Consider the following 15535-nt stretch of genomic DNA (forward strand, 5'->3'; position numbering starts at 1 on the left):
AACGAGTGTGAAAACTCAGTAGGCGTTGCGGTGTACGAAACCCTTGAACAGGGTCAGCAGGACGATCTTCAGGTCCCACCAGACGGACCAGTTCTCGATGTAGTCCAGATCGAACTCGATGCGTTTCTGCATCTTCTCCAGGGTGTCGGTTTCGCCGCGCCAGCCGTTCACCTGGGCCCAGCCGGTGATGCCCGGCTTGACCTTGTGACGCAGCATGTAGCGGCTGACCTGACGCCGGTATTGCTCGTTGTGCGCCACGGCGTGGGGGCGTGGGCCGACCACGGACATGTCGCCGAGCAAGACGTTGAAGAATTGTGGCAGTTCATCCAGCGAGGTGCGCCGCAGGAAGGCGCCCAGCGGGGTGATGCGGCAATCGTTGCGCGAGGCCTGGATGACGGCGGCGCCGTCTTCCATCACCGTCATGCTGCGGAATTTCCAGACGCGGATCGGCCGGCCATCCATGCCGTAGCGGGTCTGGCGGAACAGCACCGGGCCGCGCGAGCTGAGCTTCACGGCCACCGCGATGAAGAGCATGGGCACGGCGATCAGCAGCAGGATCAGCGAGGCCAGCACCACGTCCTCGATACGCTTGAGCACGGCGTTGGGGCCATCCATGGGCGTGTCGAAGATGCTGATGGTGGCCAGGCCGTTGATGCTTTCGCTGCGCGCGTGCAGCAGGTCGAACATGAACAGGTCGGGGATCAGGTACACCGACACCGTGGTATCGGACAGCTCGCGGATCAGCTCGTTGAGCAGCGGCTCGCGGGACAGGGGCAGGGTCAGGTAGACCTTGTCGATCTGCCCCGAGCGCGCGGCTTCGATCAGCGCCAGGCGATCCCCCTTTACCGGCACCCGCTCGCCCAGCTCCATCTGCTGCGGGCGGTCGTCGTAGAAGCCGATCAGGCGCAGCCCCATCCACGGGGCATTGAGGATGGTTTCGGCGAGCCGAGCACCGACCTCTCCGGTGCCGTAGATGGCCACGTTGCGGCTGTTGAAGCCATGGCGCCGGGCGACGCGCAGCAACATGCGGATGGCCAGGCGATAGCCGCACATGATCAGCAGCGCGGCGGCGAACCACCCCAGCCGGCGCGGCTCCTCCAGCTCCACGTGGCGCAGCGAGATGTCCAGCAGCAGCACGGCGAAGAACGCCAGCGACCAGTACAGGGTGACACTCAGCGACTCGCGCAGCAGCGACTCGCCGCGCCAGGAGCCGTAGAGCTGGTTCAGCTCGCCGAGCCAGTGGAACAGCATGACGCAGAGCAGCACCGAGACCCAGATCTGTGCGTCCAGAACGCCATTGCCGGCGCTGAGCAGAATCACCCCGCTGAGCACGATCACCAGGATGTCGCTCAGGCGGTGCGCCAGCGAGATCAGTGACTGGTGCGCACGCAGAATTCCTTTTGTCTTGTTGGGCATGATGACCTCGCGATGTCCGGCATCGCTCCTTGTGCCGCTGCTTCGTTATCGCAGTCCGTTAACGGGCGCAGGGCCGGCGAACCCGCCTCGGGTTCGCCGGGTGCGAATTCACTGTCGCTTGTCCAGCAGCAACTGCTGCAGGTAACGGCCATAGCCGGTCTTGCTCAGCCGCTCGGCCTGCAGGGCCAGGTACGTTTCGCTGAGCCAGCCCTGCTGGAAGGCGATCTCCTCAAGGCAGGCCACCTTCAGTCCCTGGCGCTGCTCGATGGTCTGCACGAAATGGCCGGCTTCCATCAGCGATTCGTGGGTGCCGGTGTCCAGCCAGGCGAACCCGCGACCGAGCAGGCTCACGTGCAGTTCGCCCCGCTCCAGGTAGAGGTTGTTGATGTCGGTGATTTCCAGCTCGCCACGGGCCGAAGGGCGGATCTGGCGGGCCATCTCCACCACACGGTTGTCGTAGAAATACAGGCCGGTGACGGCGTAGTTCGAACGCGGCACGCGCGGTTTCTCTTCGATGGAGAGCACGCGTCCCTGGTCGTCGAACTCGACCACGCCGAAGCGCGCCGGGTCCGCCACCTGGTAGCCGAACACGGTGGCGCCCTGGGTGCGCGCCGCCGCTTCACGCAGGGTTTCGGTGAAGCCCTGGCCGTAGAAGATGTTGTCGCCCAGCACCAGGCATACCGAGTCATCGCCGATGAACTCGGCGCCGATCAGGAAGGCCTGGGCCAGGCCATCCGGCGAAGGCTGCACGGCGTACTGCAGCTGCACGCCGAACTGCTCGCCGTCACCCAGCAGGGCGCGGAAGTTCGGCAGGTCGGTGGGCGTGCAGATCAGCAGGATGTCGTCGATGCCGGCGAGCATCAGTACCGAGAGCGGGTAGTACACCATCGGCTTGTCGTAGATCGGCAGCAGCTGCTTGGACACGCCCAGGGTGATCGGGTGCAGGCGAGTGCCGGAGCCGCCGGCGAGGATGATGCCCTTCATGATCTGCCTCCTTGCTTGGCGATCTGTTTGGCGTCGAAGCGCGCCGGGTAGCCCGAGCGCTCCATCAGAAAGGTGTCGATCAGGCTCGACAGGCGCAGGGCGGAGATGTCCCAGGAGTAGCGCAGGACATTCTCCTGCCCCAGCCGGCAAAGGTCGGCGCGCAGCTGGTGGTCGAGCAGCACGCGGCGCAGGGCCGCAGCGATGCCGGGAGGGTCGAGGGGGTCGAAGTACAGCACCGAGTTGCCCAGCACTTCGGGAATCGAGGCGCTGCTGGCGGCGACCACCGGGCAGCCGCAGGCCTGCGCTTCCAGCGGTGGAATGCCGAAACCTTCATACAGCGACGGAAAGGCGAAGACGGCCGCGTGGCGGTACTGCTCGATCAGTTGGTCGTCGTCCAGCCGTCCCAGCCAGCGCACGCGATCGCCCTGCCCGCTCTGCTGCAGCTGCGCGTCGACGAAGCTGCGGTTGGCGGCGCCGACGATGCGCAACTCCACGTCCAGCTCACCCAGCAGGCGGAAGGCTTCGATCAGCCGCTGGAAGTTCTTGTGCGTGGCCGGCGAGGAAACCGCCAGTACATAGGGCCGCTCGGGCGTCGCCGGTTCCAGGCCGGTACAGAACTCGGCGGACACCGCGTTGGCGATCACATGGATGCCCTTGGGGTCGACGCCATAGTGTGTGGCGATCTCCTGGCGGGAGAATTCGCTGACCGTGACCTGCGCCAGCGAGCGGCGCAGCAGCAGGGGAATCATCACGCGGTACAGGGCGCGGAACTTCCAGGAAAAGCTTTCCGGGTGGCGCACGTAGGTAATGTCGTGGTGCGTCATCACCTGCCGCGAGTACGCCAGTGGCGCCGTGCTGCACAGCGAGACCAGCAGCGGCCGGCCGTGGTGCGCCAGCCATAGCGGCAGGTCGACCTGCTCCCAGAGGTGCCCGCCGTTGCGCCCGACCTGCTCGACGTTCAGTTGTCGGGCGATCTCCGGGCGGAGGATTTCCCCTGGCGGCGCCACGAAGTGCAGGTCGCTGCGCAGGCGTGCCAGCGACAGCGATATCTGCTCGGCGAAGCGCTGCACACCGCTCAACTGCTGGGTGAGGAAACGCGCGTTGATCACGATCATGAAGGGTTCTCCGCGAGGCGTCAGCGCAGCGACAGTTGCGGGGCCGACGCGCTGCGCACCAGGGTGGGCGACTCGTCGATGCGGATGCTGGCCTGGCAATCGCCGCCGCCTGCGGGGCATTGCCAGGGCACCGGCCGGCCCTCGCGGCGGGCGATGCCCTCCACGGCGTCGAGGCGCCAGAGGGTGTCGCTGCTGCCGGGCTTGCTGGTGATGTTCAGGATCTGTTCGTGGCCCAGGGTCCAGGCCACCAGGATTTCCTCGCTGGCCTTGGCGAAGCGCAGCAGGTAGACGTTCGGGTCCTGGTTGGGCACGCGGCCGACAAAGCGGTAGCGGCCGATGATGTCGGCGACGCTGGCCATGGCGTGGTAGGCCGGCTTGGGTTGGCCGCTGGCGGTGAGCAGGCCGAAGTTGTGTTCCATGTCCGTGCGGTCGATGCCGTCGTCCACCAGGTCATACCACCAGGCGCCCTTCACATTGGGCAGGCTGCGCACCAGCACATAGGCGCGGGCCAGGTATGCGGCCTGGCGTTCGCGGCTGATGCCGCAATCGCCTTCGTGGGCCGGCCAGCTGAATTCGGTGAAGTACAGCGGCACCGGCTTGCCGGCGGCGTTTTCCAGCTTCTGGTTGACGCCCTGGAACCAGTTGAGCCAGGCCTCGGGCGTGGACATCTCGCCCTCGCAATACACCGACGGGTGCAGTGAGATGCCATCGGCCACATCGAGCACGCCACCACCGGCGATGCGTTCGGCGAAGCCCTGGCGGATGCCCTTGAGGGTGACGGCGCCAGCGAGCACCTTGGCTTGCGGGTCTTCCTCGCGGATCACCTTGGCGGCGGCGCGCACCAGGGTCAGGTAATCGTCGCTGAAGTCCTTGTCGGTGGCGTTTTCCGAGTCCCACTCGTTCCACACTTCGTAGAAGGCGACCTGCCCCTTGAAGCTGCGGACCACATAGCGCACGTAGCGCAGGTAGCCCTCGCGGGAGGCGTCGTCGCGCGGCTTGGCATTGCCGTAGAACTGGTTCTCGTTGCCCAGGATCAGCAGCGTGCTGATACCCAGGCTGCGCGTGCTGCGCAGCTGTGCGCGCCACGCGGCATCGATGGCCAGCTTGCCGCGCTCGCGCTCGACGCTGGACCAGTAGGCGTCGTCGCGGAACGAGGTGATGCCGGCCTCGCGCCCGAGGCGATTGATGCCATCACGGTTGCCGGCGCGGATGTTCTGGTGGGTGCTGGCGCCGACGATGAATTCCGCTGCACCGGGGTTTTCCACCGGCGCCTGGTTGGCCAGGGTGCGCGGCGATTGCAGCAGGCCGCCGATCAGCAGCGCGCAGGCCAGCAGGCTGAGCATGCCGCCCTGCAGGCGCAGGGTGCGGGGCGCCGGTTGCGGCGCGGCCTCACCCGGCAGGCGTAGGGCGCGACCGATGGCCAGGCCGAGGAACAGGCTGGGTATGGGCGATTCGAGTACGTCGCTGGTCCAGCCGATCAGCAGGATGCAATAGGCGATCCCCAGCAGCGCGCGGGCTTCCTGGCCGGGCTGGCGCTGCAGGCGCATCAGCATCGGCACCCCGAGCAGGTAGAGGGCGACGCCGGCCACGCCGAACAGGCACCAGAGGTAGAGCAGCGAATTGTCGGCCACTGCCAGCTGCTCGACACCGAAGATCGGGAAGGCGGCATAGGCGCTGCCGGTCATGCCCAGCCCGGCGCCGGTGTAGATCCAGCCGTTGTAGTCCATCACCTTGATCAGGTTCGGCCAGGTGTTGACCAGGCGATCCACCATCGACCCCATCAGGTTGTCGCCAGTGGCGCTGGCCAGGTAGGGGTCGACCTGCGCATACAGGCCGTACAGCGGCAGCAGCAGCGCGCCGAGAACCACCAGCAGCGCGGCGAACAGGAACAGCAGGCGCTGGCGGGCAATGCTCATCACCATCAGGGCGAGGAAGAAGGCGCCGGCGGAGGACTTGTTGGTGGTGAGCACGATGCCCACCAGCGCCACCGCGTAGAGCAGACCGCGTGCCAGCAGCGGCAGGCGGAACGACCCCAGGTAGAGGCTGAACACCGCCAGCATCATCGCCAGGCTGGAGGACATCCGCGAGAAGCCGGCGATGCGATCCAGGCCGTAGGCGCTCCAGGAGCGGTTGGCGCTGACCTCGACGCCGCCCATGGAGTAGGTGTAGCCCTTCCACGGCACATTGATCAGCAGGTCCAGCGCGATGCCGATGAGGGAGGCGACCAGGCAGAAGGCGATGATCCAGCCTACCGCCTTGCGATGCATTTCCAGGTAGGGGCCGCAGAGCAGGCCGAACAGCAGCGGCGCGTAAATGAAAACGGCGAAGAAGCCGCTCTTGAACTCGGCGCCATGCAGCCGCCCGAGCAGCAGCGAAGCCGCGGCGAGGATCAGCAACAGCCACAGCCCGCGCTGCTGCGGGCGGGTGATCAACTCCCAGGCCACGGCGATGATGCAGGCCACCTTGGGCAGGTAGACGATCGCCGACAGTCCGGCCTGGTCGGTATAGAAGCGCAACGCGCCGTTGAAGGTCTCCACCAGCAGCAATGCCACCAGCACCCCGAGCGCCAGCAACGAGCGGTCGAAGGTCACACGACGGTCGAGCTCAAAGCGTGGATACGGGGATTGCAGTTCCATGCTGGACTCCGCGGGTAAGCAGGGTGTGGCGCAGGATGGTTTCGTACTCGTCGAGCATCCGCTCCAGGCTGAGCATCGGCGCCACGTATTCATGGGCTCGCGAGGCGAGGCGCTGGCGCAGCGCGGGGTCCCGGGCCAGGCGCTGGATGGCGTCACCGAGCGAGCCGGGTTGCTCGGGCGAGCAGAGCAGGCCGTTGATCTCGTCCTGGACGACTTCCACCAGCCCGCCCATGCGCGAGGCGATTACCGGCAGGTGATGCGCGCAGGCCTCCAGCGCCACCAGACCGAAGGACTCCGGCGACAGGCTGGGGACCACGGCGACATCGATCTCGGTAAAGAACTCGGAGGCCTTGCGGTAGCCAACGAAGTGCACGCGCTGCGGGTCGGCGGCGGACTTCAGCTGGTTCACGTAGGCCGCGTCGCCGCGTCCGGCGATCAGCAGCGAGGCATTGTCGCCGCGCGCCTGGAACTGCTCGATCAACCACTCCACGCCCTTGTTCGGCGTCAGCGCACCGATGAAGCCGAAGCGCAACGGGCGGCGCCCGGAAGCCGGCGGCGCGACAGGCACTTCTGCCATCGGCGAGCCGTTGTACACCACGTGGGTCTGGCTGCTGGAGAAGTAACCGGCGTCGAGCAGCGTATTGAGCTGGTAGCGACTGACACCGACCACCGCGTCGACATCGCTCGAAGCCGCAGCATGGGAGCGCCGCAACAACGCACAGGGGGCGCATTGCTGCTCGCAATGGCGGCCCTTGTTGAAGCGCACACCACGCGGGCAGGTCAGGTACTGGTCGTGCAGGACCTGCACGATAGGCAGGCCGGCGGCACGGATCGCATCCCAGGCGGAGATCGACCAGCCCGACAGGTTGTGGCAGATCACCACGTCCGGCTCGACCTCTTCGAGCACCTTCGCCAGCAGACTGCGCATGCCGCGGTTGTAGCGGTCCAGCCCGTGCCAGGCGAGGCGTTTCAGCGCGCCTTGGCTCTTGTCGTCGAAGGGCCAGTAAAGGTTGCGCAGGCCGGCTCGCAGCACCGGCACGCCGTTCACCGTCTCGCGTTGCAGGCCGGCGTCCGGCCCGGTGCAGAGCACCTGCACCTCATGGCCGCGTGCGCGCAGGCCCTCGGCCATGTGCTGCAGCATGACCTCCGCCCCGCCGCCGATGTGCGGGGCGTAGAGGGTGTTGAGCAGCAGCAGTCTCATAGCGGGTAGGCCCGGTTCATGCCGAGCGCACCGGCTTCGCCATCGCGGATCGCCTGCAGCAGCAGGGCCAGGCGGCTTTCGCGCTGGTGGCGGCGGGCGAAGAAGTGCAGCAGGCGGATGAACACCCAGCGGTTGAAGCGGTACATCAGCGGCGAGGTCACCCACAGGTTCTTGTCGAACCACGCCTGGTTGCGCGCGGCGTAGTAGGCGCGCAGGTCGGAGCTGCCCAGCAGGTAGGTCTCGTAGATGTTCGAGGTGCGCGCCTTGATGTTCCAGGAGTTCTCCAGGTCATCCAGGCCCGCCTCGGGCACCAGGTAGAGGTGGCCACCCAGGTTGCCGATACGGAAGGTGTATTCGGTGTCGTCGGCGTAGAGCACCAGGTCGCGGCGCGGCAGGCCGATGCGGCGGAACAGATCGGCATGCCCGAGCAGGCCGCCGTAGTAGGCGAACGGCAGCTCCAGCAGCGGCTGCGCCGGGCGCGGCTTCGGCTTGCCCCAGGGCGTGCGGCGCCAGAGTTTGTAGGGCAGCTGGCGAACGTGGAAACCGAAGTAGCTGGAGCGCGGCGGCGTGATGAAACGGGTCGGCACTCCGGAAGCGACGTCGGCCTGGTGGGTCGGGCGGAAGCCCAGCACGGCCGTGTTGTCGGTGCCATGGCGCAGCGCGCAATCGATCAGGCGCTGCTTGAGCAGCGGGAACGAGCCCGGCGTCGGCGCGTTGTCGTCATCCATCAGCCAGATGAAGTCGCAGCCGCTCTTCAGCGCGGCCTCGATGCCCACGGCATAGCCATTGGCCGAGCCGGTGTTGCTGTCCAGCTCGATCACCTGCACGCGGTTGGGCCAGAGCATGAACAACTGGTCCAGTTCAGCCACCGAGGCATTGCTGACGACGATGGCGCGGGTGATGTCCTTCTCGCGGAAGGCGCGGGCCAGCAGCTCTTCCAAGTACTCGAGGCGGTCGCCATAGGTCAGCGTCACCAGCACGGTCGATCCATTCATCTCGCCACACCTCCTTGCAGTTGATCCTGTGAGAGTCGAGCGCCTCAGGCGCGCCAGCCGTCGTTGCCAACCACCGCCGAGAGCTGGCTGAGCGGGACCCGGATGCGTTGTTCGCGTTGCAGCAGGTTGAGCAGGATCAACCCGCGCTCGGTGCCGTCCTCGCAGAGGAAGATCGCATCCACTTCGCAATCGCCTGCGCACTTCACGCGCACCATCTGCCCTTCGTGGAAGCCGCTGGCACGGCGCTCCGGCATGGCGGCCAGGCGCTGGCGGATGCCTTCCACCAGGTCGTCGGCCACTGCCAGCGGCTGCGCGCCAAAGCTGACGAGGCGCGCCACGCCACGGGTGGAGCGGATCGGGAACCAGTTGTCGTGCTGCTGATCGAGGCGGATGAACAGGTAGCCGGGGAACAGCGGCTGCGCCCGGCCGCCCTGCCCCACCACCGGGCGGTAGCAGGAAAAGCCCTGGCGGCCGAGGTTCTCCTCGGCGCGCAGCTCCTGGTGCGGCTTCGTCTGGATCAGGTACCAGCGGTATTGCCCGGCAGTGGAGATGGCGACGGCGCTCATGATTCGTACTCTCCGAGGATGTCCGAGGAGGGCGCGGGCCGCTCCACGGTGTAGCGGCCCAGCAGGCGCTGCAGTTCGTCTGGCGGGTTGAACATCAGCACGTCGATGATCGACAGGCTGGGGACGAAATCCGGGCCGAACTGCGGGTAGCTCACCGGCTCCATGCGCAGGAACTGCAACTCCAGGCCGTGGGCGTTGAACACGTCCGGCGAGTACAGGTGGCGGCCACCTTCGGGATTGAGGTAGACGTCGCCACCAGTCTGCTTCACCGCTTCGATCAGGCGCTGGTCGCGGCCGATGTCGTCGGCCAGGTCCAGCTCGGAGACACGCGTCATCGGCGTGTCGATCTTCATGTACTGGCAGATGCGGCGGATCGAGTGCTCGGCGAAGTGCGACAGGTTGCGCTCGGGGTGTTCGAGGATTTCCTCCAGCAGCGGCATCACCTGCTCGTAGCACGGCGCACGGTGGTAGGCATGGCGGATCGTGTGCAGCAAGCGCTGGTTGGTCAGCCGCATCTCGTCACTCAGGCGTCGTTCGTTGATCGCCTGGGTCTGCGAGCCCTGTTCCAGGGGAAAACTGAACTGCCAGATCTTGCCGCCGACCAGCACCCGATTGCGGTTGATCCAGCCGCGCCGGGTGTACTGCAGGCTGTCGCCGAGAATGAACAGACTGCTCGCGGCGATCAGCTGGAAGTACCCCAGGTAGGGGAACAGGTACGGCTGCATCAGGCTGACGATATGGACCATGTCGGTACTCCTTCCCTGCCTGCGGCTTCAGTCCTTGGCGTCGTAGCGATAGGCGTAGGCACCGTAGTCGTAGGCTGCGGTGGAGGCCTTGCGCTTCACGCCATTGAGGATCGCGCCCTGCAGGTGGATGCCGCTCTGCCCCAGGCGGCGGCGCGCGGTGTCGATCTCGCTGGCCGGGCTCTGGCCGAAGCGGGTCACCAGCAGGCAGATGCCGCACAGCCGGCCGACCAGCGCGGCGTCGGTCACCGCCAGCACCGGCGGGGTGTCGACTATCACCAGGTCATACATCGACGAGGCATCGCGCAGCAGCTGGGCGAAGTTGTCGTGCATCAGCAGCTCGGACGGGTTCGGTGCGGCGAAGCCACAGGAAATGAAGTCCAGCTCCGGCACCTCGGTGGGCAGGATCACCTCGCTCAGTGGGCGGTGCGCGCTCAGCGCGTCGGACAGGCCGTGGCGCGGGGTCAGGCCGAATACCCGGTGCAGGTAGCCCTTGCGCATGTCGGCATCGATCAGCAGGGTGCGCAGGCCCGATTGCGCGACGATGGCCGCCAGGTTGCTGGAGACGAACGACTTGCCGGCTCCCGGCGCGGGGCTGGTGAGCATCACGACGTTGTTGCGCGCTTCGAGCAGGGCGAAGTGCAGATTGGTGCGCAGGCTGCGGATGGCCTCGTTGGCCAGGTCGCCGGGGGTGGAGGCGGCCAGCAGTTTCGGCGTATGGCCGAGGATGTCGCCCTTGCGCTCCTTCTCCAGGCGCTCCTGCTGCCGCGAGTAGGGAATCGCGGCGAGCACGGAAAGGCCGAGCTGTTCGATCGCCTCGGGATTCTCCACGCCACGGTAGAAGGCCTGGCGCAGGAACAGGATGCCCAGGGCGACACAGAAGCCGAGCAGGGTGGCGAGCAGCACGATGACCTTGCGCATGGGCTTGGCCGGCTGCTCGACGTTGGCCTGGGCGGTGTCGATCACCCGCACGTTGCCGATGGTGCCGGCGCGGATGATGTCCTGCTCCTGGGCCTTGTTCAGCAGGGTGGTGTAGGTCTGCCGGGTGACCTGCATGTCACGGGACAGGCGCAGCAGTTCCTGCTGGGTCGCCGGCAGGGTCTGGATGCGTTTCTGCAGTTGCGCCTTGCGGTCTTCCAGGCTGCTCATCTGCTTGAGCAGGGCCTGGTAGGTCGGGTGGGTCGGGGTGTACAGGCGGTCGTACTCGGCGCGCTTGAGCTTGAGCTCGGAGAGCTGGTTGTCGATGCCCACCACCTGGTCCAGCACGCCACGGGTCTCGACGCTGATGTCGGCAGATTTGGCCGTGGTCTGGTAGGCGTTGTAGGCGGCTTCGGCCTTTTCCAGGTCCATGCGCACCACCGGCAGCTGCGAGCGCAGGAACTGCAGGCGCTGGGAGGCTTCGGCGGAACTGCGCTCGACGTTCTGCAGCACATAGAGCTGGCTGATCTTGTCGAGGATGCGGTCAGCCTGCAGCGGGTTCGGGTCCTCCAGGGTCATGTAGATGATCCCCGAGTCCTTGCCCGCCTCGGCCACCTTGAGCAGCTTCTGGTAGTTCAGGGTGGTGGTCAGCAGGCGGTTCTTCGCCACGATGAACTCGGTACCGGGGCGTGCCACCAGTTCGTCCACCTCGATGCTGAAGCCTTTCTCCAGCACCGGTTTCTTCAGCTCGCCGCGCAGCAGCAGCTGGCCATCGGCGTTGAGCAGGTGATAGGCGTCGCCGCCGTCGGCCACCAGGGTCAGCGGCTCACCCAGGTATTCCTCCGGCACGTCGAGGGAGAACACCTTGATCTGCTCACCACCCCAACCGTAGGCGCCCATGCCCAGCCAGGGTGCAGCGAGGGTCTGGCCGGCTTCCGGCTGGTAGCGCCGCGCCAGGTAGTCACCAATCAGCGGCAGGCGCTTGGGCTTGGCGACGATGTCCAGCTTCAGCAGTTCGACCGCCTTGCCGAGCACCGCGCGGGATTTCAGCAGCTCGATCTCAGTGGAGGCGATCGACACCGAGTCGGGGCGATTGATCACCTCGGGCGTGCCGTTGAGGCCGTTCTTCTTCTGCTCGATCTGGATCATCGCGCCGGAGACATAGATGGGCGTGGCGACCACTGCATAGAAGAGCCCGAGTACGGCGAACAGGCCAGTGACGGCGAGGATCATCTTCTTGTGATCGAACAGCAGGCGCAGCAGGCCGGCGACATCGATGCGGGTGTCCTGGAGCGTTTCCAGGGACGAGCGGGGCATGACACTCATGGACTTCCATCCTCCATTGAGGTAGCGCGGCTCAGCGCGCCTGAATCGGGTTCAGCCGCTTGAGCAGGTTGACGCCGTGGTTGCCGATCAACATCAGGAACGCCTGCACCTTGCGCATGGGCGAAATGGCGGCCATGGACATCCGGCAGACCTGCATCAGGAAATACTCGTTGAGCTCCTGGTTCCCCAGGCGCTGGTAGTAGCGCGACAGGCAGTAGTAGGTGTGCAGGGTCATGTGCTGCTGCACACGGTCGGCCTGCATGGAGAAGATCCCGCCCTTGTGCACGCGGTAGGCGGCGGGACGGATTTCCTCCATGAAGCGCCCCTTGCCGTAGGCACCCAGCAGCGACCACCAGCAGAGGTCGACCATGCGCGTGGTGAGCAGCTCCTCGGGCATTTCGGTGAGCACGTTGCGGAACACCGTGGTCAGCGTGGAGATCGCCCGCGCCTGCTGCAGCTCCAGGCGGCTGGCGTCACGGCGGAACTTGCCGGTGAGCTGCATCGGCTTGATCACGCCGTCCTCGTTGAAGGTGTAGGCGTCGTGGTAGGTGATGACGTAGTCGGGATTCTTCTCGAGGAAATCGACCTGGATCTGCAGCTTGCGCGGGTCGGTCCAGTAGTCGTCGCCCTCGCAGTAGGCGATGTAGCGGCCGCGCGCCTTGCGGAAGACCGGCAGGCCGTGGGACAGGCCCTTGGAGTACTGGTTTTCCTTGTGGAAGATCGGCTTGATGATGTGCGGATAGCGCGCCGCGTAGTCGGCGATCACTTCGCTGGTGCCGTCGGTGGAGGCGTCATCGTTGACCAGCACTTCGATGCGGAAGTCGGTGACCTGCTCCAGGAAGCTGTCCAGCGTGCGGCCGATGTAGTTGACCTGGTTGTAGGCCAGGCAAACGACACTCAAGAGAGGCTTCGGGTCTTCCGGCCAGTTGGAGAGGATCTGCAGCTCGGAGCGGATATCCATGTCTAGACACTCGGCTTGTGGGACGGTTTGAACAGGCGCAGCAGAGCCGGGGCAGAGCCCGCGCCAACGAGGAACAGGGTGATCAGGCCGCACGCGGCGAGCGCCGCCAGCAGCCACAGGCGCTCACCCGAGCGGGCCAGCAGCGCGTAGAAGGGCTCGCTGAGCAGCAGGCCGGCGGCGCTGAGCGCGGCGATCTGCAGGGTGTCGCGCAGCCAGGTGCCGTACAGTTCCGGAGCGAAGGTGCGGTGCACGATCAGCGGCCAGATCAGGAACGACACCAGGCGCAGGCCGAACCAGCACAGCGCCACGCCAACGACGCCGTACAGGTAGGCGCTGGCGATCACCAGCGGCACGCTCACCAGGGTGGAAACGACGCTGTACCAGACGTGCATGCGCAGCTGGCCATGGGCGTACTGCAGGTAGAACTGGAAGCTGGCGACTGCCAGCAGGCCTGCGCCCAGCACGTACCAGACGAGGATCGGCCGGCACCAACTGGCGGCCACGGCATCGCCGCTCCAGGCCAGGACCAGGTCATGACCATGAGCAGCGATCACCGCGACCATCGGGAACAGCAGCACACAGACGAAGCGGTTCGCCTTGAGATAGAGCTGCTGCATGTCGTCGTGGCGCCCTTCGGCGACCAGCATGGTCATGCGCGGCAGCAGCGACTGCGCCAGCGGGTTGACCAGGCTGAGAATGCCGCCGGAAATCAGCGCCACCAGGGAGAAATAACCGTACTGCTGCAGGGGCAGCAGGTTCGACAGCAGGACCTTGTCCAGCTGGGTGAGCACGATCCACAGGCAGGAGGTGAGCGACATGCCCAGGGCGAAGGGCAGCACCGGGCGCACCGTGTCCCAGCAGAAGCGGGTCAGCAGGCGCACGTCCATCCACAGGTAGGCCTTGCCGCCCAGCAGCAGCGCCTCGATCAGCGATACCGCAACCTGGAACTGGAAGAACACCAGCGGGTCCTGGCTGATGTGCGCCACCAGCAACAGGCCGCCGAAGTAACGCAGGGTGGTGATGAACACGTTCACGCCATTGATGTAGGCGTGCAGTTCCTGGCCCTGCAGTGCACTGCGGTACAGCGTGGCGTACAGACGCAGGGCGACCAGCAGCCCCATCAGGCTGATGCACTGCGCCACCAGTTCCGGCGACAACTGCTGCACGTTCAGCCACTGCCCGGCGATCCAGCCGCTGCCGCCGAACACGGCCAGGGTGCTGGCGGCCGTCAGCGGCAGCAGGATCAGCTCGAACGAACGCAGCAGGCGTGCCTGGTCCTGACCTTCGCCGCTCACGTTACGACCACGGGCGCCACGGCCGTGGGCCACCTGGCGCACCAGCGCCGGCGACAAGCCGACATCGAGCAGCAGCAACCAGGTCTGCAACACCGCGAAGAAGCCGATCAGGCCGTAGGCCTCGGCGCCCAGGTGGCCGAGGTAGAACGGCTGGATCAGGATGCCGATGACGATGGCGTACGCCTGCCCTGCATAGTTGAGCAGGGTGTTGCGGACCATCGACAGCGAGCGTGCGGTGCGCATCATCGTCCCCTTACACCGCGACCGCGACGCGGCCGCTTTCCAGCAGCAGCACTTCGATCACGGCGCGCTGGATTTCCTGCGGCAGGCCCGGGTACAGGGGCAGGCAGAGGATGCGCTGGCTCAGTTCGCGGGACTGCACCTGCGGCACCTGCGGGGCGAGGTAATCGAGGGTGTCCAGCGACGGGTAGAAGTAGCGCCGCGGGTTGACGCCGATCTCGTTCAGCGCAGTACGCACGCGCAGCACCTGGGCTTCGTCACGCAGCCCGATGGGGTAGTAGCTGTTGTTCAGCCGGGCATAACTCTCGCTGGCCTGCAGGTCGTAGTAGCCACTGAGCGACGCGGTGTAGCGGGCGGCAATTTCCTCGCGCTGGGCGAGGATGTCGTCGATCTCGTCGAGCACGCACAAGCCCATGGCCGCGGAGAACTCGTTGAGCTTGGCGTTGATCCCCAGGCCGACGATCTGGTCGACGCCGGCAATGCCGAAGTTGCACATCAGGCGAATCTGCTTCGCCAGCTCGTCATCGGAGGTGACGATGGCGCCGCCCTCGATGGTGTGGAACAGCTTGGTGGCGTGGAAGCTCAGGGTGGTCGCATCGCCCCAGGCCAGGACCGAGCGGTCGCGGTAGCGCGAACCGAAGGCGTGGGCGCCGTCGTAGATCACCTTCAACCGGTTGCGCTGGGCCACCGCCTGAATCTCCTCCACCGCACAGGGATTACCGAACACGTGGGTGGCGACGATGGCGGTGGTATCCGGCGCAAGGCTGGCTTCGATGCGGGCAGGGTCGAGGTTCCAGGTCCGCGCATCGATATCGGCGAAGCGCGGACGGATGCTCTCCCACTGCAGCGTGCTGCTGGTGGCAACGAAGCTGAAGGGGGTGGTGACGGCACTGCCGGTCACGCCCAGGGCACGATAGGCCACCTGCAGGGCGATGGTGCCGTTGTTGGTGAGAATCACATGGCGAACGCCGAAGTAATCCTGCAGGCGCTCTTCCAACTCCGTGACGAAGGGGCCGTGGTTGGTGATCCAGCCGGAGGCGTAGATCTGTTCCACATAGGCCTTGAACTTGTCCAGGTTGCCCAGGTAGGTCTTGGTCACATTAATCACGGTCGCATCCCTCTGTTGGATGGAAAATCCG

Annotated in this window: 12 protein-coding genes; all 12 read right to left on the bottom strand. The window is 66.1% G+C overall.

Annotation, left to right across the window (positions count from 1 at the left end; translation table 11 throughout):
* Positions 1–15 precede the first annotated feature (15 nt).
* Entirely contained in the window at positions 16–1416 is a 1401-nt protein-coding gene (locus GJV37_RS28645; RefSeq protein ID WP_037011012.1) for an undecaprenyl-phosphate glucose phosphotransferase, read from the bottom strand.
* A gap of 108 nt (positions 1417–1524) precedes the next feature.
* Positions 1525–2400 (bottom strand): glucose-1-phosphate thymidylyltransferase RfbA, encoded by an 876-nt coding sequence (gene rfbA, locus GJV37_RS28650; protein WP_024762134.1) that lies wholly within the window; start codon positions 2398–2400, stop codon positions 1525–1527.
* A complete protein-coding gene (locus GJV37_RS28655; protein ID WP_065085320.1) occupies positions 2397–3515 on the bottom strand; it encodes a glycosyltransferase family 4 protein in 1119 nt (372 codons plus the stop codon). The genes rfbA and GJV37_RS28655 overlap by 4 nt, the downstream gene beginning before the upstream one ends.
* Before the next feature lie 20 nt (positions 3516–3535).
* Positions 3536–6151, bottom strand: coding sequence for a GH39 family glycosyl hydrolase (locus GJV37_RS28660; RefSeq protein WP_170859033.1), 2616 nt, complete (start codon positions 6149–6151; stop codon positions 3536–3538).
* Positions 6120–7352: a glycosyltransferase family 4 protein gene (locus GJV37_RS28665; RefSeq protein WP_170859034.1), complete on the bottom strand. Its 1233-nt coding sequence runs from the start codon at positions 7350–7352 to the stop codon at positions 6120–6122. Before GJV37_RS28665 ends, GJV37_RS28660 begins: the two co-directional genes overlap by 32 nt.
* Positions 7349–8347 carry a glycosyltransferase gene (locus GJV37_RS28670; RefSeq protein WP_065085322.1) on the bottom strand — a complete coding sequence of 333 codons (999 nt, stop codon included), beginning with the start codon at positions 8345–8347 and terminating at the stop codon, positions 7349–7351. The genes GJV37_RS28665 and GJV37_RS28670 overlap by 4 nt, the downstream gene beginning before the upstream one ends.
* A 44-nt stretch (positions 8348–8391) precedes the next feature.
* Complete coding sequence (rfaH, locus tag GJV37_RS28675; protein WP_089285854.1) at positions 8392–8913, bottom strand: transcription/translation regulatory transformer protein RfaH; 522 nt, start codon at positions 8911–8913, stop codon at positions 8392–8394.
* Positions 8910–9659, bottom strand: a complete 750-nt coding sequence (locus GJV37_RS28680; protein ID WP_037011018.1) for a WbqC family protein — start codon at positions 9657–9659, stop codon at positions 8910–8912. The genes rfaH and GJV37_RS28680 overlap by 4 nt, the downstream gene beginning before the upstream one ends.
* A 27-nt stretch (positions 9660–9686) precedes the next feature.
* Positions 9687–11900 carry a polysaccharide biosynthesis tyrosine autokinase gene (locus GJV37_RS28685; RefSeq protein ID WP_037011021.1) on the bottom strand — a complete coding sequence of 738 codons (2214 nt, stop codon included), beginning with the start codon at positions 11898–11900 and terminating at the stop codon, positions 9687–9689.
* Positions 11901–11931: 31 nt separating this feature from the next.
* Positions 11932–12861 (bottom strand): glycosyltransferase family 2 protein, encoded by a 930-nt coding sequence (locus GJV37_RS28690; protein WP_024762127.1) that lies wholly within the window; start codon positions 12859–12861, stop codon positions 11932–11934.
* A gap of 2 nt (positions 12862–12863) precedes the next feature.
* Positions 12864–14399, bottom strand: coding sequence for a lipopolysaccharide biosynthesis protein (locus GJV37_RS28695; protein WP_193453217.1), 1536 nt, complete (start codon positions 14397–14399; stop codon positions 12864–12866).
* Between the two features lie 10 nt (positions 14400–14409).
* Positions 14410–15504 (bottom strand): DegT/DnrJ/EryC1/StrS family aminotransferase, encoded by a 1095-nt coding sequence (locus tag GJV37_RS28700; RefSeq protein ID WP_024762125.1) that lies wholly within the window; start codon positions 15502–15504, stop codon positions 14410–14412.
* Positions 15505–15535 lie beyond the last annotated feature (31 nt).

The sequence above is a fragment of the Pseudomonas nitroreducens genome (assembly GCF_010994165.1).
In the GTDB taxonomy this organism is placed as follows: Bacteria; Pseudomonadota; Gammaproteobacteria; order Pseudomonadales; family Pseudomonadaceae; genus Pseudomonas; species Pseudomonas nitroreducens.

What these genes read in the sequence shown, in the direction of transcription:
- GJV37_RS28645 (WP_037011012.1), bottom strand. Translation starts at nt 1,416, where the DNA reads ATGCCCAACAAGACAAAAGGAATTCTGCGTGCGCACCAGTCACTGATC.
- rfbA (WP_024762134.1), bottom strand. Translation starts at nt 2,400, where the DNA reads ATGAAGGGCATCATCCTCGCCGGCGGCTCCGGCACTCGCCTGCACCCG.
- GJV37_RS28655 (WP_065085320.1), bottom strand. Translation starts at nt 3,515, where the DNA reads ATGATCGTGATCAACGCGCGTTTCCTCACCCAGCAGTTGAGCGGTGTG.
- GJV37_RS28660 (WP_170859033.1), bottom strand. Translation starts at nt 6,151, where the DNA reads ATGGAACTGCAATCCCCGTATCCACGCTTTGAGCTCGACCGTCGTGTG.
- GJV37_RS28665 (WP_170859034.1), bottom strand. Translation starts at nt 7,352, where the DNA reads ATGAGACTGCTGCTGCTCAACACCCTCTACGCCCCGCACATCGGCGGC.
- GJV37_RS28670 (WP_065085322.1), bottom strand. Translation starts at nt 8,347, where the DNA reads ATGAATGGATCGACCGTGCTGGTGACGCTGACCTATGGCGACCGCCTC.
- rfaH (WP_089285854.1), bottom strand. Translation starts at nt 8,913, where the DNA reads ATGAGCGCCGTCGCCATCTCCACTGCCGGGCAATACCGCTGGTACCTG.
- GJV37_RS28680 (WP_037011018.1), bottom strand. Translation starts at nt 9,659, where the DNA reads ATGGTCCATATCGTCAGCCTGATGCAGCCGTACCTGTTCCCCTACCTG.
- GJV37_RS28685 (WP_037011021.1), bottom strand. Translation starts at nt 11,900, where the DNA reads ATGAGTGTCATGCCCCGCTCGTCCCTGGAAACGCTCCAGGACACCCGC.
- GJV37_RS28690 (WP_024762127.1), bottom strand. Translation starts at nt 12,861, where the DNA reads ATGGATATCCGCTCCGAGCTGCAGATCCTCTCCAACTGGCCGGAAGAC.
- GJV37_RS28695 (WP_193453217.1), bottom strand. Translation starts at nt 14,399, where the DNA reads ATGCGCACCGCACGCTCGCTGTCGATGGTCCGCAACACCCTGCTCAAC.